At 50.1% G+C, this 21,018-nt stretch carries 21 protein-coding genes and 3 pseudogenes; 17 read left to right on the top strand and 7 right to left on the bottom strand.

All coding sequences use genetic code 11. The features are described from left to right. Positions 1-2: 2 nt before the first annotated feature. From B5F07_RS23265 to B5F07_RS06555, 3 genes are read left to right on the top strand one after another with little or no spacing between them, the layout of a single operon-like run. A complete protein-coding gene (locus B5F07_RS23265; protein WP_330397749.1) occupies positions 3-1,217 on the top strand; it encodes an AAA family ATPase in 1,215 nt (404 codons plus the stop codon). Positions 1,218-1,277: 60 nt separating this feature from the next. Then, positions 1,278-1,787 carry a GNAT family N-acetyltransferase gene (locus tag B5F07_RS06560; protein WP_008981868.1) on the top strand — a complete coding sequence of 170 codons (510 nt, stop codon included), beginning with the start codon at positions 1,278-1,280 and terminating at the stop codon, positions 1,785-1,787. 35 nt (positions 1,788-1,822) lie between these two features. After that, on the top strand, positions 1,823-2,368 hold the full coding sequence (locus B5F07_RS06555) for an AAA family ATPase (protein WP_033126564.1): 546 nt from the start codon (positions 1,823-1,825) through the stop codon (positions 2,366-2,368). 96 nt (positions 2,369-2,464) lie between these two features. On the opposite strand, the pseudogene B5F07_RS06550 reads toward B5F07_RS06555, so the two are convergent. Next, positions 2,465-2,845: pseudogene (locus B5F07_RS06550) on the bottom strand (helix-turn-helix domain-containing protein); the annotation flags it as partial. Between the two features lie 43 nt (positions 2,846-2,888). Between B5F07_RS06550 and B5F07_RS06545 the strand changes: the two are divergent. The 11 genes and pseudogenes from B5F07_RS06545 to B5F07_RS06495 all read left to right on the top strand — a co-directional run. Further along, positions 2,889-3,233: pseudogene (locus B5F07_RS06545) on the top strand (virulence-associated E family protein); the annotation flags it as partial. A gap of 137 nt (positions 3,234-3,370) precedes the next feature. After that, entirely contained in the window at positions 3,371-3,595 is a 225-nt protein-coding gene (locus tag B5F07_RS06540) for a sigma factor-like helix-turn-helix DNA-binding protein (protein ID WP_087160468.1), read from the top strand. Beyond that, a complete protein-coding gene (locus B5F07_RS06535; protein WP_087160467.1) occupies positions 3,588-3,800 on the top strand; it encodes a helix-turn-helix domain-containing protein in 213 nt (70 codons plus the stop codon). Before B5F07_RS06540 ends, B5F07_RS06535 begins: the two co-directional genes overlap by 8 nt. Positions 3,801-4,294: 494 nt before the next feature. Beyond that, complete coding sequence (locus B5F07_RS06530) at positions 4,295-4,693, top strand: plasmid mobilization protein (protein WP_087160466.1); 399 nt, start codon at positions 4,295-4,297, stop codon at positions 4,691-4,693. Further along, positions 4,665-6,290 carry a relaxase/mobilization nuclease domain-containing protein gene (locus B5F07_RS06525; protein WP_087160465.1) on the top strand — a complete coding sequence of 542 codons (1,626 nt, stop codon included), beginning with the start codon at positions 4,665-4,667 and terminating at the stop codon, positions 6,288-6,290. Before B5F07_RS06530 ends, B5F07_RS06525 begins: the two co-directional genes overlap by 29 nt. Next, positions 6,280-6,668: pseudogene (locus B5F07_RS06520) on the top strand (cysteine-rich VLP domain-containing protein). Before B5F07_RS06525 ends, B5F07_RS06520 begins: the two are co-directional and overlap by 11 nt. Positions 6,669-6,801: 133 nt before the next feature. Next, positions 6,802-7,536, top strand: a complete 735-nt coding sequence (locus tag B5F07_RS06515) for a replication initiator protein A (protein WP_204248825.1) — start codon at positions 6,802-6,804, stop codon at positions 7,534-7,536. Then, positions 7,533-8,375, top strand: a complete 843-nt coding sequence (locus tag B5F07_RS06510; RefSeq protein WP_087160464.1) for an ATP-binding protein — start codon at positions 7,533-7,535, stop codon at positions 8,373-8,375. Before B5F07_RS06515 ends, B5F07_RS06510 begins: the two co-directional genes overlap by 4 nt. A gap of 14 nt (positions 8,376-8,389) precedes the next feature. Beyond that, entirely contained in the window at positions 8,390-8,584 is a 195-nt protein-coding gene (locus B5F07_RS06505) for an excisionase (protein WP_087160463.1), read from the top strand. A 225-nt stretch (positions 8,585-8,809) separates the two neighbouring features. Beyond that, positions 8,810-10,009, top strand: coding sequence for a site-specific integrase (locus tag B5F07_RS06500; protein WP_087160462.1), 1,200 nt, complete (start codon positions 8,810-8,812; stop codon positions 10,007-10,009). 162 nt (positions 10,010-10,171) lie between these two features. Further along, a complete protein-coding gene (locus tag B5F07_RS06495; RefSeq protein WP_087160461.1) occupies positions 10,172-10,636 on the top strand; it encodes a low molecular weight protein-tyrosine-phosphatase in 465 nt (154 codons plus the stop codon). Here the strand turns inward: B5F07_RS06495 and B5F07_RS06490 are convergent. Next, positions 10,625-11,335 carry a J domain-containing protein gene (locus B5F07_RS06490; RefSeq protein ID WP_087160460.1) on the bottom strand — a complete coding sequence of 237 codons (711 nt, stop codon included), beginning with the start codon at positions 11,333-11,335 and terminating at the stop codon, positions 10,625-10,627. The genes B5F07_RS06495 and B5F07_RS06490 overlap by 12 nt on opposite strands. 218 nt (positions 11,336-11,553) lie before the next feature. Between B5F07_RS06490 and B5F07_RS06485 the strand changes: the two genes are divergently transcribed. From B5F07_RS06485 to B5F07_RS06475, 3 genes are read left to right on the top strand one after another with little or no spacing between them, the layout of a single operon-like run. After that, positions 11,554-12,087: a hypothetical protein gene (locus B5F07_RS06485; protein ID WP_087160459.1), complete on the top strand. Its 534-nt coding sequence runs from the start codon at positions 11,554-11,556 to the stop codon at positions 12,085-12,087. Between the two features lie 38 nt (positions 12,088-12,125). Then, positions 12,126-13,562, top strand: coding sequence for an MBOAT family O-acyltransferase (locus B5F07_RS06480; RefSeq protein ID WP_087160458.1), 1,437 nt, complete (start codon positions 12,126-12,128; stop codon positions 13,560-13,562). Positions 13,563-13,615: 53 nt separating this feature from the next. Further along, positions 13,616-14,704, top strand: a complete 1,089-nt coding sequence (locus B5F07_RS06475) for a DHHW family protein (protein ID WP_242972451.1) — start codon at positions 13,616-13,618, stop codon at positions 14,702-14,704. 8 nt (positions 14,705-14,712) lie between these two features. Here the strand turns inward: B5F07_RS06475 and B5F07_RS06470 are convergent, their stop codons facing one another. The 5 genes from B5F07_RS06470 to B5F07_RS06450 all read right to left on the bottom strand — a co-directional run bounded on the left by B5F07_RS06470 (position 14,713) and on the right by B5F07_RS06450 (position 20,833). Continuing rightward, on the bottom strand, positions 14,713-15,453 hold the full coding sequence (locus B5F07_RS06470; RefSeq protein WP_087160457.1) for a metallophosphoesterase: 741 nt from the start codon (positions 15,451-15,453) through the stop codon (positions 14,713-14,715). A gap of 1 nt (position 15,454) precedes the next feature. Then, positions 15,455-16,384 (bottom strand): NifB/NifX family molybdenum-iron cluster-binding protein, encoded by a 930-nt coding sequence (locus B5F07_RS06465; protein ID WP_087160456.1) that lies wholly within the window; start codon positions 16,382-16,384, stop codon positions 15,455-15,457. Between the two features lie 51 nt (positions 16,385-16,435). Then, entirely contained in the window at positions 16,436-17,920 is a 1,485-nt protein-coding gene (locus B5F07_RS06460; RefSeq protein ID WP_087160455.1) for an AAA family ATPase, read from the bottom strand. A 161-nt stretch (positions 17,921-18,081) separates the two neighbouring features. Beyond that, a complete protein-coding gene (locus B5F07_RS06455) occupies positions 18,082-19,296 on the bottom strand; it encodes an RtcB family protein (protein WP_087160454.1) in 1,215 nt (404 codons plus the stop codon). A gap of 19 nt (positions 19,297-19,315) precedes the next feature. After that, positions 19,316-20,833, bottom strand: a complete 1,518-nt coding sequence (locus B5F07_RS06450) for a DUF2828 family protein (protein WP_087160453.1) — start codon at positions 20,831-20,833, stop codon at positions 19,316-19,318. Positions 20,834-21,018 lie beyond the last annotated feature (185 nt).

Here is a 21,018-nt window from a genome sequence, read left to right as displayed (position 1 = left end):
AGATGCCGTTTCGGAAAAAGAAAAGGAGTTTTATGAGCAAAGTTATTATGATGTGCGGCGTATGTGGTTCTGGAAAGACTACTTACGCCAAGAAAAAAGAACAGGAAGGATATATCAGACTTTCCATTGATGAAGAAATGTGGAAACTTTATGGGAGAAAGGGAATTGATTATCCGGAAGAACAATATGAAAAATTGTCAGAGCAGGTGGAGGCTGCGCTTCAAAAAAAGCTGCTGTCCCTGATTCAGCAGGGAAAAGACGTTGTGATTGATTTTAGTTTCTGGAGTAAGGAAAATCGGAATTTTTATAAAGAGCTGATCCAAAAAGCAGGCGCTGAAACGGAACTTGTCTATATGAAAGCCAGTAAGGAGCTTTTGCAAAAAAGACTATATAAAAGAAATCAGGTCTTAAATGCCAATTCGCCGTTTGTGATAACAGATGAAATATTGGAACATCATTATCACGCATTTCAGGAGCCATGCGGCGAAGGGGAAAAAGTAATTTTGCAGAAAGAGGATATTATACAGTATTCAAAAGAAGAAAGTAAAGCAATCTGGAATCAGAACGCTGAATTTTGGGATTGTTCAATGGGGGATGAATCAAATGATTTTCACAGAGAAGTTGTCCGTCCAAAAGTAACAGAGCTTCTAAATCCTGATCCAACAGATTATATTTTAGATATTGCCTGTGGGAATGGAAATTATTCTGCATATCTTGCAGAAAAAGCTGTCTCTGTTTTGGCTTTTGATTATAGTGAAAAAATGGTGGAACTGGCAAAAAAGCGCCAAAAACGGTATGCTGATCACATTGAGTTTTGTGTAGCAGACGCTACGAATGAAACAAGTCTGATGGCATTAAAAAGAAATAAGCCATTTACAAAAGCAGTCTCAAACATGGCGGTCATGGATATTACAGACATTAAGCCGCTTTTTACCTCTGTTTATAAATTGCTTGAGGATAACGGAGTATTTGTATTTGCGACACAGCACCCCTGTTTTGTAACGCTTACAGAAAAATATATGACGCCGCACAGCTATTACGATATTGCGATTGAAGGACAGCCACAAAAACAATGTTATTATCATCGTTCTTTACAGGATATTTTTAATCTGTGTTTTGATACTGGTTTTGTCATAGACGGATTTTACGAAGAATGCTATTTTAATAAAGAAATCCCGGATATTATCATTGTCAGAGCCATAAAAATTGAGAGGTAGATAGTAGATTTGCTATTTCCTGTAATTGTAAAAAAACTTAAAACTATGGAGGTATCTATTTTGATTATAAGACAAGAAAGACCAGAAGATTATGATACGGTATATCATGTTGTAAAAGAAGCATTTGAAAATGCTGAATATACAGATGGAAATGAACAGAACTTAGTTGCTGCGTTAAGAAAAAGCAAATCGTTTATTCCGGAACTTTCTCTTGTTGCTGTCGAGGACGAAAAAATTGTAGGACATATTCTTTTTACAAAAGCAGTTGTTCAAGGGGTTGAGGTTCTTGCGCTTGCCCCTCTTTCTGTATTACCCGATTATCAGAACAGGGGAATCGGATTATCTTTGATGAAAGAAGGACACAGTATAGCACATAAATTGGGATATGAATATTCAGTTGTTTTGGGACATTCCAAATACTATCCAAAGGCAGGATATATTCCGGCAAGTGAGTGTGGAATAAAAGCGCCATTTGAAGTTGACGATGAAAGTTTTATGGCACTTAATCTTAACGGAAGTCAAAACAAATTAAATGGAGTTATTGAGTACGACAAGGCTTTTGGGATATGATGTAAAAAATTAGAAGTTGGGAAGGTAAAACATAGATGAATCAAGGTAGAATTATTGTAATCACAGGTTCGCCGGGAACAGGGAAAACTACAACGGCATCTGCTGTTGCAAAAGAATCAGATTTAGAAAAGTCTGTGCATATGCACACAGATGACTTTTACCATTATTTGAGTAAAGGGGCAATACCACCACATTTGCCAGAATCAAATGAGCAAAATTTGGTTGTCATTGAAGCATTTTTAGAAGCTGCGAAGCGATATGTTCGTGGTGGATATGATGTAATTGTAGATGGCATTGTAGGACCGTGGTTTTTAGAGCCGTGGCTCAACATTGTTCAAGAGCATTATGAAGTACACTATATCGTTTTAAGGGCAAGTAAAGAAGAAACTATGAAGCGAGCTATCGAACGCTCAAAGTTAGATAGAGAAACAAATGTTGAATTAGTTGAAACAATGTGGAAACAATTTTCTAATTTAGGAATCTATGAATTAAATGTTATAGATACAACTGCGCACTCAATCAAAGATACTGTTTCAGCAGTAAAAGAAAAAATCGTAAGCGGTACGGCTTTACTATTTTAGACAATTCCAGTTTGCCATTCTGATTTTCAACTGAATAACCACAGCACAAACCGCTGCTACATGGGAGCCAACAAACCATGCAACAGCGGTTTTTCCTTACCTTTTTTTCCTCTGGCTGATAGGCGTTCCCATTTTCTTTGATTTTTTGAGAATCCGAATCAGCCAGCGAAATTCTTCGTCTGACAGATTTTTATAGTTGATGCCGAGCTGCTTGCAGTAAAGGACAACCAACTTTTCATCCTGGCTGCCCTTGAAATTTTCGACCGCTTCCAGATTTTCTTTCAGTTCATCGGCAACAGTGGTCTGGGGCGCACTCTCACTGTCCTTTTTGTGGGCTTCCCGAATATCCCGGATAATCCGGTTGAGGTCATCCAGAACCATGTGGCTGAAATACTCATCATCGCTGATATGGGCAGCTTGCAGCACCTTCAAATGTGGGTCATCTTCGCCGGGGCGATACCGTTCAATGATTTCATGGCAGAGCTTGCAGCCGCAGACGCAGCAAGAACTAAAAAACACCATGAACGCCATGCAGCCGCCCCAGAGCGTTGAGGAAATCAAGGCGGGACTGGAAACTACCGAGAAAGGCGGTGTCCGTCAGAGCATACGGAACTGCCTGACCGTATTCCAGCGTGACCCGCTGCTTTCCGGGGCTATCGCATACAACATCCTGACCGACCGCAAGGACATCATAAAGCCCATCGGCTTCCACAGGGAAAGCACAGTCCTGAACGATACGGACATGAAGTATCTGCTTCTTTATCTGGAAGAAACCTATGGGCTTACCAATGAGAAAAAGATTGATAACGCCATCGGGATTGTAGCGAATGAAAACAAGTACCATCCCATCCGGGACTATCTCAATATCGTCGCTTGTTGTATGTGGGTAAATATGTGCCTTGAGTAAATGCTCATGTGCCATAAAGTAACACACAAGAACTTATTAGACAGCAGACCACTATTCCGCAGCATGTTGACCGCGAGATAGAAGAATATCTCTTTATGGTCTGCGAGCAGACCGCCTTGTTAAGCGACGAGGCACTTGCTGCCGCCCTCTCTTGTCTGTCAGAGCAAGAGCAGGAAGAAATTTTCCGTTACTATTTCCTGCGCCAGTCGCAAAGGGAGATCGGTGCGTGTATGGGCCGGTCACGCAGTACAGCAGGACGGCATATCCAGCTTGGCTTGCAACGGCTACGACGGATAATGGAGAAGCGTTCCCATGAGTAGACCGCTCTCCTATGAAACAATCGTTAAAGCCCATGAGGGAGACCCGGAAGCCGTGAACGCCGTCCTGTCCCACTACGCCGGATATATCTGCCACTTCTCCAAAATGAATGGACAGGTCAACGGCGAAGTTGAGGACTATGTGAAGCAGCGGTTAATTGCCGCGCTGTTCAAGTTTCGGTTCGACTATCCGCCGGACAAGCCGTAAAAATTAAATACCAGCCGTCACCGGCGAACACCGAAAGCAGTAAGTCTGAAAAGATTTGCTGCTTTTTTTCTGCCTGTTTGACTTCCCGGCCATTTACCCCCCCTTGCCGGGTGTAGTAGTGGGTGAAGGGAAATTTTTTCTGCCCCGATATTTGGCAAATTTCAAAACGCGGTGTTGTAGGGAGTGAAAGGGGGAATTTTTTCCCGGCCAGCGGGCAGACGGCGGCTTTTCATTTGTATCTTTGGCGAAAAGAGAAAAAGGCCGCGAACAGCGGGCTGAAAGCCCCGCCCCGTTCGCTCTATGTACGGAAAACCCGAACAGGGGCAGTCTGCGGCTTACAAAGAGCAAGTTTCTACCACGGTGCCAAAATCCGCAATTCTGCGGTTTTGCCCCTCGCGGGAAACTTGTTGGGGAGTGCCTTCCCCAAACCCTGCTTTGCGGCTTTCGCCGCTTATCCCCGCCGCACTCATGCGGCAAGAAAGGAGGTCACGACCATGCGAAAGAAATACAACACACTCCACCGCAGCCGCGTTGTGAAAACCCGGCTGTCCGAAGATGAATACGCTGACTTCACAGCGCGGCTTGCGCCCTATGGTATCAGCCAGTCGGAATTTCTCCGGCAGGCAATACGGCGGGCGACCATACGCCCCGTTATCCATGTGTCGGCGGTCAATGACGAACTGCTCTCCGCTGTCGGGACGCTGGCCGCCGAGTACGGCAGGATCGGCGGCAACCTCAACCAGATAGCCCGGTATCTGAACGAGTACGGCGCACCCTACCATGCGCTGTCCGACGAGGTACGCGCCGCCATAGCCGACCTTGCCGCCCTCAAGTATGAAGTCCTCAGGAAAGTAGGTGACGCGGTTGGCAACACTCAAGCATATCAACTCTAAAAACGCCGACTACGGAGCCGCCGAACAATACCTGCTTTTCGAGCATGACGAGTTTACCATGAAGCCCGTCCTTGATGAAACCGGCAGGCTTATCCCCCGCGAGGACTACCGGCTGTCCACGCTGAACTGCGGCGGGGAGGATTTTGCCGTGGCCTGTATGCGGGCAAATCTCCGCTATGGGAAGAACCAGCGGCGGGAAGATGTGAAAAGCCACCACTATATCATCAGCTTTGACCCACGGGACGGCCCGGACAATGGCTTGACCGTAGACCGGGCGCAGGAATTGGGCGAGAAGTTTTGCGCCGAGCATTTCCCCGGCCACCAAGCCCTTGTATGCACCCATCCGGACGGGCATAACCACAGCGGCAACATTCATGTGCATATCGTCATTAACAGCCTGCGGATTGAGGAAGTGCCGTTCCTGCCCTACATGGACAGGCCGGCCGACACAAAGGCCGATTGCAAGCACCGCTGTACCGACGCGGCTTTGCGCTACTTCAAATCCGAAGTCATGGAGATGTGCCACCGGGAGGGGCTTTACCAAATCGACCTCTTGAACGGCAGCAAGAACCGCGTAACCGACCGGGAGTATTGGGCGCAGAAAAAGGGACAGGCCGCGCTGGACAAGCAGAACGCCCCCATGATTGCAGGAGGTATCACGCCCCGGCAGACCAAGTTTGAAACGAACAAGGAGAAGTTGCGGCAGGTCATACGGAAAGCCCTTGCCACCGCCGCCAGCTTTGACGAGTTTTCCTCTCTGCTGCTGCGGGAGGGCGTGACCGTCAAGGAGAGCCGGGGGCGGCTGTCCTACCTCACGCCGGACAGGACGAAGCCCATTACCGCCCGGAAGCTGGGCGACGATTTTGACCGCGCCGCCGTCCTTGCCGTTTTGGAGCAGAACGCCGCCAGAGCCGCAGAAAAGGCCGCAGCCATACCCGAATACCCCCGGCATGGGAAAACCGGCATACAGCCCACAAAAGCCCCAAAAACCGCCCCGAAACAGGACGGTGTGCAGCGGCTTGTGGACATTGAGCAGAAAATGGCCGAGGGCAAAGGCCAGGGCTATGAACGCTGGGCGACCATGCACAACCTCAAACAAATGGCCGCGACGCTGAATGTGTATCAGGAATACGGCTTCACTTCCCCGGAGCAGTTAGAAGCCGCCGTCGATACCGCCTATCAGGAAATGTGCCAGACCAGCGGCAAGCTGAAAACGCTGGAAACAAAGCTACAAGGGAAAAAGGAGTTGCAGCAACAGGTACTTGCCTATGCCAAGACTAAGCCCGCCCGCGACGGGCTGAAAGCGCAGAAATCCGAGAAAGCCCGCGCCGCATACCGACAGGCAAATGAGAGTGACTTTATCATAGCCGAAGCCGCCGCCCGGTATTTCAAGGCGCATGGCATTACCAAGCTGCCCGCCCGGAAAGCGTTGCAGGCCGAGATCGAGCAGCTTATCTCCGAGAAAGACGGCCTGTATAACACCTATCACGAACAGAAACAGCGGTTCAAGGAGTTGCAGACCGTCAAGCGGAACATCGACCAGATTTTGCGCCGGGAGGAACCCCACCGCAGAAAGGAGCAGAGCCATGAGCGATAACCTGCCCCGCATGGACTACCGCCAGCACCGGCGGGCGCGGCGGCTGGTACATGAGTGCTGTAACTACGACGGGGGGGAACTGCCTGCTGCTGGACGACGGGGAGCCTTGCGTGTGCGTCCAAGGCATTTCCCTTTCCCTCATGTGCCGCTGGTTCCGTGTGGCTGTCCTGCCCCTTGACGGGGAGCTGGCCGCAGCCCTCTTGTACCGGGGGGAGCTGGAAACGCTGCGCCGTCTGCGGGGCGTCATTTGTCCCCAAATCCAACCGGGGAAAATACTGCCCCGACTGCGCCGGACGCATGAAGAAAATCAAAGCCGCCGAGAGAAAGCGGAAACAAAGGCAGAGATGTCACGCTTTAGAGCCTTTCAAACCCGCATAAATCAAGGCTTTTTCCGAGGGTGTCAAAGGGTACGCGATACATTTATCCTTTTCCCCCGGAAACGCCGTTCTAAGGCGTGACAAAACCCAAAAATCAACCCGAAACACAGGGAGGTGATACTATCGCTGATTATATCATGGCAGACACGCCGCTGCCTATCTATCTGCCCTACCCCCGTTTCCTGCTGAAAATGGAGATTTCCCAGACCGCCAAGCTGCTGTATTCGCTGCTGTTAGACCGTTCCACACTCTCCCAGAAGAACAAGTGGCAGGACGACGAGGGCAGGATATATATTATCTATCCCATCGCGGAGATAGCCGAAATACTGGATAAAGGCAGCACCACCATAAAGGGGGCGCTTAATGAACTGGACATGGCGGGACTGCTGGAACGGGAACGGGGCGGCTTCTCCGCACCGAACCGGCTTTATGTCAAAGTGCCGCGAGTGCCACAGGTACAGTTTTCCGACCAACTGATGGCCGGAAATCCGACCCTCATAGAGCCGGAAAACCGTCCTACTAATGGTCAGAAAACCGACCTTATGATGGTCGGAAAACCGTCCCCTAACCAAACTAATATAAACAACCTTACAGAGAGCCAAACAAAGGGAGTGAGTGGGGAGCCGCCCGCGCCCTATGGCCGATACCAGAATATTTTTCTGTCACAGACCGAATACGACGAGTTGCAGGCAGAGTACCCCGACAGGCTGGAACGGTTCATCGAGGAAATGAGCCGCTACCTTGCCGCCAACGGGAAAAGTTATCAGAACTATGCCGCCGCCCTGCGGATATGGGCGGGGAACGACAAAAAGGAAGCCCCGAAAAAGGGCATACCAGACTACTCATGCAAGGAGGGCGAGAGTTTATGAAAAACGAAATCAACGCTGTTTTGGAGAATATGACGACCAGCACCCCGGAGCCGGAGGACTACACCGGCGAGGACGGTTTACTGTACTGCGGCAAGTGCCGCAAGCCGAAAGAAGCCTATTTTGCGCCGGATAAGGCCGCTATCTTTGGCCGTGACCGCCACCCGGCAGAGTGCGACTGCCAGAGAGCCGCCCGCGAGGAACGGGAGGCCGCCGAGAAGCGGCGCAGGCACCTTGACACCGTGGAAGAACTGAAACGCCGGGGCTTTACCGACCCCACCATGCGGGACTGGACTTTTGAGAACGACAACGGCAGGAACCCGCAGGCCGGGATTGCCCGCCGGTATGTGGAACACTGGGAGGATATGCGAGCCGACAATATCGGCTGCCTGTTCTGGGGCGGTGTGGGAACCGGGAAAAGCTACCTTGCGGGCTGTATCGCAAACGCCCTCATGGAGAAGGAAATCCCCGTCCACATGACGAACTTTGCCCTTATCCTCAACGACCTTGCCGCCAGCTTCGAGAACCGCAATGAGTACATTTCCCGCCTTTGCCGCTACCCGCTGCTTATCCTTGACGACTTCGGCATGGAGCGCGGGACGGAATACGGGCTGGAACAGGTTTTCAATGTGATTGACAGCCGTTACCGTAGCGGTAAGCCGCTGATCGTCACGACCAACCTCACGCTGGACGACCTGCGGAACCCGGAGGACACCGCCCATTCCCGGATTTATGACCGGCTGCTTTCCATGTGCGTCCCGGTACGCTTTACCGGCGACAACTTACGGCAGGAAACCGCGCAGCGGAAAATGGAGAGCATGAAGAAACTGATTACCGACTGAAAGGAGTATTGCCTATGAAAGAAGTCCCGATTTGGGAAAAGAGTAATTTGACCTTAGAAGAAGCTGCGGCGTATTCGGGAATTGGTATCAACAAGCTGCGTGATTTAACCAGTGAACAGAATTGCCGGTTCGTTTTGTGGGTAGGAAACAAACGGTTGATAAAACGCCGCCTGTTCGACCAATACATTGAGCAGGAGTATTCCATTTAATGTGCCGGGAACCTCACAGCCAATGGCTGTGAGGTCACGGGCTGTCGCCCTAACGTCTGGCAACGATATATGTCTGCTTGAGAGTAAACTCTCATCAGACAATATCGTTACCATCCGCCCCGGCTCGTAGCTTTCGTGAAAATTTGTGATGGGAAAACGGCCTTTGATATGATACAATCATTGTGTCATATCAAGGCTCTTTCCATCACGGAAAGGAGTTTGACAATGTCCGAGAAACGCAAAGACCATAAAGGAAGAATCCTGCGGACGGGAGAGAGCCAGAGAAAAGACCTGATTTATCAGTACCGCTATACAGACATTCGAGGTAAGCGACAGACCATCTATTCCTCTGATTTGAAGGAACTGCGGGAAAAGGAAAAAGAAATCCAGAAGCAGCTTGACGAAGGGATTGACTATGCTGCTGGAAAGGCAACCGTGATTGCCCTTGTGGAACGCTATATCAGCTTGAAACAGGGCGTGCGCTACAATACCAAAGTCGGTTACAATTTTGTTCTGAACCTGATTAAGAAAGAAGATTTTGGCTACCGGCAGATAAGGGATATTAGGGTATCAGACGCGCAAAAGTGGATTATGAAGCTCCACAGTGACGGGAAAGGGTACAGCACCATTACCAGCGTCAGGGGCGTTGTGAAACCCGCTTTTCAGATGGCATACAACGAGGATATTATCCGCCGAAATCCCTTTGACTTCAAATTAGTGGACGTGGTTCCCAATGACTCACAGAAGCGGATTGCCATGACGGAGGAACAGCAGGAGATTTGGATGGGCTTTATCCGGGAGGACAAAACCTATACCAAGTATTATGATGAATTTGTCGTGCTGCTGGGAACGGGTATGCGTGTCAGTGAGTTTTGTGGCCTTACAAACAGTGATTTGGATTTTGAAAACCGGCGAATCCGGGTAGACCACCAGCTTGTCCGGGAACGGGGCGGAAAGTATTATGTTGAGAAAACCAAGACGGAGTGCGGCTGCCGCTTTATTCCCATGACAGAGGAAGTCTATCAAAGTCTGAACAATATCCTTGAACGCCGCAAGAAGATAAAGACGGAAATCATTGTAGACGGGTACAGCGGCTTTCTTCTGCTGGATAAGGACGACAAGCCCAAGGTAGCGTTACATATCGAAAATGAAATGCGCTGGGCGATGAAAAAGTATAAAAAGCTGTACCCGGATAAGCCGCTGCCGCACATCACGCCTCATGTGTTCCGTCATACTTTCTGTACGAATATGGCAAACGCCGGTATGGATATAAAGACCTTACAGTATGTGATGGGACACTCTGATGTGGGAGTAACGCTGAATGTCTACACCCACGCCAGCTATGACCGGGCGGCGGAGCAGATGGCGAAAATCATTGATTTCAAGAATATTGGTACGCCAGAAAAGCGGAGAAAATCAGGTTGAAAGCGCACCAAGTTACTACACCACTTACTACACCATTTGCCCGTAAATCTGCGTAGATTTACGAAGAATAGCGTAGGTTTGGGGCAAAACACAAAAATTGAAAAAAGCGCCGGAAAGCCCGAAATATCAAGGTTTGAAGGCTTTTGAAGGGATATAAGAGATATGATAAAAATACTATTCGTCTGCCACGGCAATATTTGCCGGTCAACAATGGCACAATACGTTTTTCAGAATATGGTAAACAAAGCCGGGCTTGCTGATTCATTCTACATCGACTCGGCGGCCACCAGCCGGGAAGAAATCGGCAATCCGCCCCATCACGGCACCCGCAGGAAACTGCGTCACGAGGGGATTCCATGCGGGGATCACCGTGCCCGCCAGATGCGCGCGGAGGAATACGACAGGTTCGATTACATTATCGGCATGGATTCATGGAATATCCGCAACATCATGCGGATTCTCGGAAACGGGGATCCTGACGGAAAAGTATCGAAACTTCTGGATTTTACGGACAGAAAAGGGGATGACATCGCAGATCCGTGGTACACCGGAAATTTTGACGTCACTTACAGAGATGTAAAAGAGGGCTGTGAAGCCCTCCTGGAAGAATGTCTCCTACGCCTCTAGTGCGTAGGAGAGCAGTTTTTTTAAATTATTATGGTACTGTCTGGACCGGGAACGAAGTTTCAGCTTTTCCGCATTTGTTTTATTCTGCTCAATAAAAGCGTCATACCGTGAAAAAAGGATATGGAAATCTGTTGTCTGCTTCTGCCCCCAACGGATCAGTACCCAGTTCATGGCATCCGGCTGCCAGTATTCCATGGGGATTCCCGCCATCTTAAGAACCGTAATACAGCGGATTGCCTGCATGGAAAGTTCTTCGATCTGTTGGGTGCGGAAAGTCTCTTCCCGCTCCTTCTTCCCCATTTTTCTGAAAATCCGCTGAGGAAGCGTTTTTTTCTGTGCCTCCCGCTCCATCAGGCGGATACTTTTCTGAAGTGTCTCATTGAGCCGGTTTGCCGCATTCCAGTATGTGACGAAAGAGGCCTCACTCTCGTCTTCTTTTTCCGGCTTCAGCGTAAACGTCCGGAACACCCGGTTGGTCTCACCGAAAATCTCCTGATTGTACGCTTTTCTCTTCTCGGGATTGGACAGCACCTGATATGCTTCCAGTATCTCCTGCATGAAAGCAGTGGTATCTATATCTTTATGTACATTCGCGTCCGGATGATACACCTTGGCAAGTGCATTTTTCGCAGTCGTGATCTCTTCTAAAGTCGCATCTCTGGAAACACCTAAAATATCATAATAAGTGTGAGATTTCATTCATGACCTCCTTATTAATTTACCCATTTACTCCCACGGATAAATATACGCCAGGAAATGGAAAAAGTCAATCAGCTTTAATCTTTTATATTTCCCTTGATTCCCTCCATGGAATCCCATATAATAGAAAAGCCCGCAGAGTATATGATCTCTCCGGGCACAGACAGACCTGCTGATTATGGTCTGAAAAATCTGGCAGATATTTGGAGGAAAAATATATGAAACGACTGATCTCAACGATTTTGGTTCTCGTCATGACCGCTGCTCTGGTCACAGGCTGCAGCAGTAAAACCGGAGATGCATCTGCAGCTACCGTAGATGGCACGGCGGAAGAGCTTGTAGAAAAAATCATCGCAGAATGCCCGGTGGAGTTTATGGGGGCAACTACAGTACTGGATCTCAGTGATACCAGTGAGCAGGGGCTTCTGACTCTGAAAAGCTTTACCGGTCTGGACAGTGCCGACGCTATCACGGATGCTGCTGTATATGAACCCATGATCGGATCTATTGCTTTCTCCCTGGTTCTGGTGAAAACGGCAGCCGATACGGACATCCAGGACGTTGCCCAGTCCATGAAAGACGGCGTTGACCCGCGCAAGTGGATCTGCGTGGGAGCGGATGAAATGCAGGCTGCAGGCTATGGCAATGCGGTCATGCTGATCATGCTGGACAGCAATACCGGACTTACGTCCCAGTCTTTTGTGGACGCCTTCCAGAATGTCGTGGGCGCGGAACTGGCTTTCGTGATTTGATAAACCACGACCTGACAATAGTCTGAAAGGAGCCTTTCATGGTTTTCTCAAGCATCCCGTTCTTATACTATTTTCTTCCCGGGGTACTGCTGATCTATTTTCTCAGTCCCCGGAAATGGAAAAATGTGGTTCTGTTTCTCTCCAGCCTGTTCTTCTACGGCTGGGGAGAACCGCGTCTTCTTGCATTGATGGTATTTACCATCCTTTTATTTTATCTGTGCGGACTTGCCATAGAACATGCACCGGCGCAGGGGCAGAAGAAATTCTGGCTGATCCTTTCTGCTGCGGTCGGTCTGGGGCTGCTGGGAATCTTCAAATATGCAGATTTCTTCATCAGCAGTTTTAACACTGTCGCCGGTCTGGGGCTTCCGCTGCTGAAAATCGCCCTTCCTGTCGGCATCAGCTTCTATACTTTCCAGTCATTAAGTTATACGATCGACGTTTACCGGGGAGAGGTTCCGGCACAGCGAAATCTGATCCGCTTCGGCACTTATGTCTCCCTCTTTCCACAGCTCATCGCCGGTCCCATTGTCCGCTATGTGGACGTGGCGCGGGAGCTTGACAGACGCACGCACAGCTGGGAAGATGCGGCTCTGGGACTTCAACGTTTCCTGACGGGCCTGGGAAAGAAGGTCATCCTGGCAGACAGCTTTGCCCTGCTGATCCGCCTGTTCCGCGAAAGTTCCGAGCCTTCTGTGCTCTTTTACTGGATGTATGCCGCAGCATTTACCCTGAATATCTATTTTGATTTTTCCGGTTACTCGGATATGGCCATCGGACTCGGACGGATTCTCGGCTTCCGGTTCCTGGAGAATTTCAACTATCCCTATCTGTCCGGAAGCATCACTGAATTCTGGCGCCGCTGGCACATCAGTCTGGGCACCTGGTTTCGGGATTATGTGTACATTCCTCTTGGCGGCAGCAGGGTCAGCAGAAAACGATGGGTGTTCAACATCCTTGTGGTTTGGATGCTCACCGGGCTCTGGCATGGAGCAGCCTGGAATTTTGTACTGTGGGGGCTGTTTTACGCCGTGCTGCTCCTGATTGAGAAATTTGCTGAAAGATTTACTGTAAATCCGCCTGTAAATCCGGATAAAAAAACGGCAGCAAAGATAATCACTTCCTGTCTCCGCCACTGCTATGTACTGCTGGCAGTGATGCTCGGATTTGTGCTCTTCAATGCCGGGAGCCTCTCCCAGGCGGGATCGGATTTTGCCTGTATGTTCGGGTTCGGCGGACTGCCTGTCGTTTCCGGTGAAACACTGTACTACTTGAGAAGCTATGCCCTGCTTTTTCTCCTGGGCGTCATCGGCTCCACTCCGCTTGTGCGGAAGTCCGCCCTGCGGATTTTAAAAGGGACGGCATCGGTATTTTCAGGGATTTTGCAGATGCTCGCCATGGCAGGACTGTTGATCGTCTGCACCGGATATCTGGCAGACGGATCTTTCAGTCCGTTTCTGTATTTCAGATTTTAAATCGTCTGTTTTAATATGAGATATTTCATGGGAAATTTTTCGAGGAGGTGCGCATGAAAAAGATATGGTACGCTGTCCCTGTGATGATACTGTGGGCAGTTCTTACCGGAGCGGTCTGGTTCTCTCCGTCCCGGGAATTTTCCGATGCAGAGCGCCGCTCTCTGGCGCAGATGCCCGATTTTACGGCACAGAGTTTCTTAAGCGGAAAATTTATCAGTGATTTTGAAGCATATGCCGTGGATCAGTTTCCTCTGCGTGACGCCTTCCGCTCTGTCAAGGCAGAGGTTTCTTATTATGTTCTGGGGCAGAAGGACAACAACGGCATTTATCTTTCCAAAGGGCAGGCATCCCGGCAGGAATATCCGCTTCGGGAAGGCTCTGTTTCTTACGCCCTGGAACGGTTTGAATATCTGCATGACTCTTATCTTGCGGATTCCCGGGTCTATATGGCAGTTATTCCGGATAAGAATTATTACCTGGCGGAAACCTGCGGGCAGCTCTCCATGGATTACGGAACGCTCTTTTCCATGGTACGTAAGGGAGTGCCCTGGGCAGAGCACATTGACCTGACGGACGTCCTCTCTGCAGACGATTATTACCGGACAGATACCCATTGGAAACAGGAGTCCCTGTTCCCTGCGGCATCCCGGCTCTGCGAGGCGCTTGGCGTTGCTTCTCCTGCGGAGGAAGATTTTACCCCTGTCACACTCTCACGCCCTTTCTACGGCGTGTACTGCGGACAGGCGGCTCTGCCCCTGGAGCCGGATCATATCACAGTTCTGAAAAATGATCTTCTTGACAAATGCAGGGTATATGACTGCGAAAGCGAAAAATACACGGAAGTCTATGACATGAGCAAACTGGACAGCAAAGATCTGTACGATGTGTTTCTCTCCGGCGCCCGCGCGCTCCAGATCGTCGAGAATCCGGATGCCCCTGAAGGGAAAGAGCTGATCGTCTTCCGGGATTCTTTCGGAAGCAGTATTATCCCACTGCTCGTCCGCGATTATTCCCGGGTGACGCTCATTGACATCCGCTATATCAGCCCGGAACTGTTGGGGCAGTTCGTAGATTTCTCCGGAAAGGATGTACTGATGCTCTACAGTACCCTGCTGCTGAATAACAGTTCCACGCTGAAATAAGCTGAATTTTACTCGAGAAGCAACGCCGGGCGGAAGTTCAGATAATCCCCGGACACGAGCATATAACGCACGCCCCGGTATTCGCCCCGGATGCTGTCTCCGAACCGGCTTTCCCCATGGCAGTGGGAATACACAACCGTGTGGACATGGTACTCTTCCGCGATCTCTGTAAACGGAGATGTATCTTCCAGGATATTCGTAGGCGGATAGTGGAGAAACATGATATATTTCCGGTATCCCGCCTCTTCTGCCTTTCGGAAAGACTCCCGGAGGCGCTTCATTTCCCGGTCCACCAGTTTTTTTGCATGCGCTTCCCTCTCCTCATCCCAACCCGTAATATTCCCCCATCGGTCCAGGTAGAAAGGTCCTTCAAAAGTGAACCCCTTCGTCCCCACCAGAGCATAATCCTTATAGACGGCAAAATTATTCTGGAGAAAAAAAAGCCGCCCTTCATATTCCTTATTCAGAACCGGTGTCTTTTTTTCATCCCAGAACATGTCATGGTTCCCGCGGAGCAGGATCTTTCGTCCGGGAAGATTTTCGATGAAAGCCAGATCTTCCCGGCACTCCGGAAGTTTCCTGCCCCAGGAATGGTCTCCGGTAAGGACGAGAGTGTCTTCGTCCTTTACCGTTTTCCTGACATATTTTTCTATCTTCCTCTCGTGATGCTTCCAGACACTGCCGAACACATCCATTGGTTTATCCACCTGAAAACTGAGATGGAGATCACCCAGTGCATAGAGTGCCATACTATTTCACTTCCACCAGTTCAATGCGGAAGTTCAGCTCTTTTCCTGCCATCTCATGGTTGGCGTCAAAGGTGATTGTCTTCTCTTCCTTTGCCGTTACCTTGACCGGGAAAGGCTGTCCGTACTGGTTGGACAGATAGACCTGCTGCCCCACTGTCAGATCCTCCGAGCCCGGAAGCTGCGCGATCTCTACTGTAAAGACCGCATTGGGATCCGGCATGCCGTAAGCCTCCTCCGGCATCAGATGAACATCCACTACCTGCCCCACTTCCATGTCAGCCACCGCAGCGTCAAACCCGCGGATCATCTGACCGGCACCGCAGACGAACTCCAGCGGCTCTCCGCGGTCATAGGAAGAGTCAAACTGTGTGCCGTCATTAAATGTACCTCTGTAATGGGTACGGCACGTTTTTCCCACATTGCGTCCTGTCAGGGCTGCGTGGGAGCTGTCGTTTTCTCCGCTATTCTCTCCGCAGGAGTGATCTTCCCCATGACCGCCGCAGGAGTGTCCGTCTCCGTGTCCTCCGCAGGAATGTCCCTCTCCATGGCCTCCACAGCCGTGTCCGTCCTCATGATCCCCGCAGGAGTGTCCTTCCCCGTGATGATGATCACAGTTCGCTCCGGAAGATACCAGTTCCCCTTTCAGGTAGGCTTCTACTGCCTCGTCCGTATTCCCCTGTGCCCCGGCACACAGTTCTACCCCCGCCTCAGCGAGAGCTGCCTGGGCTCCGCCGCCGATACCGCCGCAGATCAGCACATCCACAGACTGGTCCGCCAGAAGCCCGGCCAGAGCTCCGTGTCCGGTGCCGTTGGAACCAATTATCTCACTGGAAACAATCTTATTGTCCTCAACTTCGTATACTTTGAAAAACTCCGTTCTTCCAAAATGCTGAAATACATTTCCATTGTCATAAGTTACTGCGATTTTCATTTTTTTCTCCTTCTCTGATTCTATTACTATCTTCATTTGCTATTTTAAACTTCAGCCTAACAGCTCCTGCACCATCTTCCGGTCAAACACCACTTTCTTCACATGTTTTACCTCGATCTGGTACAGTGCATTTGCCGCAAGATGTTCAGCAGCCTGCTCGAGGTCACGGATCCCGCTTGTATTTCTGTGAAGTTCTATCACAGCATCAAGCCCGTCTTCTGTCAGCGTGCACTCGTTCTCCCGCATGCCGATCCTTCCCAGCACTTTCGGAAGCGCATATCTGGAGAAAATGACTTTCTTCTCCTCCACAGTATAATCCGGGATCTCAATCACGGCAAAACGCGACATAAGCGGAGCGCTGATCTGGTCTTTGTCGTTGGCCGTGGCAATCGGATAGACACCCACCGTGGGAATCATGCATTCGATATAATTGTCGGTAAATCCGAGATTGTCAAGCAGCGTCAGGAGCACATCCGCGGGATTCCCGTGTTCTTTTCCCGAAGAAGCCTTGTCCAGTTCATTGATGATAAACACCAGGTTGGACTCTCCCGCCATGGAAAACGCATCCATAATGATCCCCGGCTTGGCGTTGGCATAGATCCGGGAGCTTCCGGTCAGCTGTTCCGGATCACTGATGGAACTCATGTCCAGCGTCGTCCAGGGCAGCTTCAGAATCCGCGCCACCGCATAGGCAATCTGTGATTTTCCCGTCCCGGCAGGACCGATAAGCAGCAGTCCGTAAGCAGGAAGCGTATGGGTCCGGTTGATCTGGATAATCGTCTCGATAATCCGCTGTTTCACCCGCTCCATCCCGTACAGCTCCTCGTCAAGAATCCTGCGCGCCTCATCCGGGTCAACCGGCGGGAAATAATTGCCCTTCCACTGAATGTTCAGCATAATGGAAAGGGCTCTCTGAGCATGACGTCTCTCCTCCGCCGACACTTCATTGGAGCGGGCTACTGCCAGATTTCTCCTGGCCCAGAGGCGGATGTTGTCAGGCAGAGTTCTTCCCGCACAGTTGAGGAAATCCGTAATGCTCTGGATGCTTGTGATCTTCATCCGGTCGCCGCTCTCCTCTTCTTCCTCGTCCGGCAGTTCTTCCGGCGGGGCGTCGCTTGAGAGCAGACGCTCAATCATATACTGCAGAAATCCATCCTCCGCCGAAAGCTTTGAGCCTGTACCGAAAGCCGTCTCGCGGATCTTGTAGACCGCGTATCCGTCCGGCATGTCCGCTCCGGAGAGCCGCACATTGATGTGGTTTTCACCGAGCCATTTTAAAAGGCTCACGAACCTTGCATCAATCTTCCGGATATCCGCGCTTACCGTGCCCTCCTCACTTTTACATTCAAATGCAGTCTTTCGTATGGGATTGCTAAATATCCCGTTGGTGTGATGCCGCAATGCTCCGGCACTGTTGTCCAGAACCAGAATCGGATGCTCCGCCGACGCCTGATGCTCACTGGTAAAAAATATTTCATACGTACACTGAGCCTCTTTCGACGGCTCCGGTGTATTGTTAAAGTCGTAAACCGGCATAAATTTCCTCCCTGTTTTCTTATTCTCTTTCCGTAAAAGAGCCTGTTATGTAATTCATGTTATGACAGCAGGAGAAAAATCTTTCTCCTCACTGCCACACCTATTCTATCACATAACAGGCTCTTATAACAATTATATTCTATTTAGTTCCGAAAAACCTTTCAGTCTGATGCCTTGAAATTATAAACCGGTTTCAGTACCTCGATTACATCCACAGCCTCATGGATCACATCAATAATGTCCCCCAGCGCCTTATATGCCATGGGCGCCTCGTCCAGTGTCTTCTCATTAACAGATGTAGTATAGATTCCCTCCATCATCTCCCGGTACTGCTCCATGTCCAGTGTCTCTTTCGCTTTCGTCCGCGACATCACTCTTCCTGCCCCATGAGGTGCAGAGTAGTTCCACTCCGGATTCCCCCTTCCCACAGCAAGTACGGAACCGTCGCGCATGTTGACGGGGATCAGTACTTTCTCACCGGCATGGGCTGCGATTGCGCCTTTCCGCAGGATCATCTCCTCTGTGTCAATGTAGTTGTGGATTGTATGAAACGCCTCCGCCTCCACTGCATGAAGCCCGGTCCGTGAGAGGAGAATCTCCGCCATCTTCTCCCGGTTCCTCGCGGCAAATCTCTGGCAGATCTCCACGTCATGCAGGTATTCCTCCATATATTTTCCGGAAAGGAAACAGAGGTCTTCCGGAATCTCTGACTGCTTCTGCTCCTGATCCCATTTCAACTCTTTTAAGGCGTTCTGGATCTCTTTTCTTCTCCCCTGCTCTTTATAGGTACGGATAAGTTCCTCTCTGGCTTCGAGATACTCGCCGATTCCCTTATCCAGATCTATGGCAAGCTTCTGGTACAGCTCCGCCACCTGTTTTCCCAGATTCCTGCTGCCGGAATGGATCACCAGATATTTCGTCCCGTCGGAAGCCTGGTCTACCTCGATGAAATGATTGCCGCCCCCGAGAGTCCCCAGGCTCCGCTGAAGTCTTTTGGAATCTTTCAGATACCGGTAGCAGCAAAGCTCCTGCAGATCAAACCGCTCCTGTCTTCCTTCCCATACCTTTTTCCCGGAGGGGATGAAGTGCGCCGCCTCGTCCAGTTTTTCAAAATCTATCTCTTTTTCCGCCAGTTTCACCGTGTACATCCCACATCCGATGTCCACGCCGACAACATTTGGCACAACTTTGTCCCGAACCGTCATCGTAGTACCGATGGTGCATCCCTTTCCGGCATGTACATCCGGCATAATCCGGATCCGCGACCCCTCCGTTATGGGATAATCGCACATACGGCGGATCTGCTCCACTGCCTCCTCTTCCACCAGGGACGCATAGCAGAGGGCAGTGTTTACTTTCCCTTTTATCTCAAACATGATTTTTCCCTTTCTGACTTTATGCCGTAATTTTCTCATACCGCTCAGACAAAAGCACCTGTAGCATAAAATGCCGGGGATCCAGCCGGTCATTTTTCAGCAGGCCGAAGATCTGCGGACTGCACCCGGATACCAGTACCGCGCCCTGTTCATTCTCCCTGACAGGCTGCTGAATGTTCCGGCTCTGCACATTCCAGAAAACAATCTGCGGGATCTGATATCCATGTTCCCGGAACAGCTCCCGGGCAGCCTGGAAATTCGTCACGGAAACATTCTGACAGCAGTCAAATTCCATATCTGAAATGATGTACAGTCTTGCAGGCATCTCTTCTTTCGGAATCCGGTATTTTACCGCCGTCCGGATCAGAAGTTCAAAGACCTTCATAAGATCCGTATTGCTGCAGTCGTCAAACTGCATACAGTAGCGCACTTTTTCCACAATGTCCCTTCCTTTTACCTCAACCAGCTGCGGTCTGGCTCCAAACGTGATAAAATGATTGTGAAACACACCTTTGCAGTGCTCGGCAAAATAAATTCCAAGCGACTGTGCCACAGCCGCCGGGAGGGGTTTTCCTCCCCAGTACATGGAACCGGAACCGTCCACAACAGCCAGGGCATTCCTGTTCCGGCTTTTTCCTGTTCCATCATCGGTAAAATCTTCCAACGCATTCCACGTCACATCCATGGCACGGCGCTCTTCTTCTGAAAATACCGGTTCCGGCCGCTTTTCTTCCCAAAATGCCGTTCCAACGTACGCAGAAATCAACGGGGATATCACATCATACGGTGTGAGTGTGCCTGTGTGCATGGTTCCGGATGTTTCCGACGCTTTTTCCAGGAACTGGACATACCTCTCCCGGTCGTTTCGCAGAAACGCCTTCCGATATTTGTACAGCGCTTTCGACGGCTGTTTCTCATAATCAAATGTATAATCCTTCTCCCGGAGATTATTTTCAATAATCCGGATCCGTGCGCGCAATACTGTCAATGTTTTCCGGTATTCTGCCTCGCTCATTCCCAGGAGCCGGGCAAGTTTCTTTGCTGTTTTTACCGTATTGCGGCAGGATGCATTTACAGAGGGCAGCCATTTGCCAAGCAGGGAAACCTGACCGTTTCCTTCCAGCACCTCCAGGTCATTTTTCAGCTGTTCTTTTATGTAGGACACCATATCCGGTTCACACGCCGTTCCCAACAGAACCAGCAGGTCGTCAAATCTTCCGTAATCTGCAACCCATGGAATATTCCTGCGGACGGACTCCGGCTCGTGGTCAGCCATCCAGCGGAATATCACGCGGAACGTTCTTCTCTCGCCAAGCCCGCCCCGGATATCTCTGGCAAAAAACAGTATTTTTACCGCAAGTGCAGCATCCTCGGCATAAGCACGGATAAAACGGCGGATCATATCTTCTTCTGATGCAGAGCGGAGGGCTCCGGCTGCTGCAAACAGATCCAGACATTCGGATCCGGTGGACAGGTATGTCGCCGCCCCGTTTTCTGTTCTTGTTATTCCCGCTTCTTTTTTCAGACTGTTCAACATCAAAACTCCTCCTCTTCTGCTCTTTTTCCGTTATCCCGTGACAAGGTACCGTTTCGTTTTCCTCTGCGGTATAACCGGCAGACATTCCATAATCTTCCTGAATCTTATTTCTGCTGTCGGTACCTTTCGGGATGACTTCATTGTAGCAGCTAAAAAGGGACTTATCATGGAAAAAAAGTTACGAA

It is taken from the genome of Lachnoclostridium sp. An169 (assembly GCF_002160525.1).
Taxonomy (GTDB): domain Bacteria; phylum Bacillota; class Clostridia; order Lachnospirales; family Lachnospiraceae; genus Mediterraneibacter; species Mediterraneibacter cottocaccae.
Note: the sequence above shows the minus strand (reverse complement) of the source record. Positions and strands in the feature narration are given on the sequence as shown.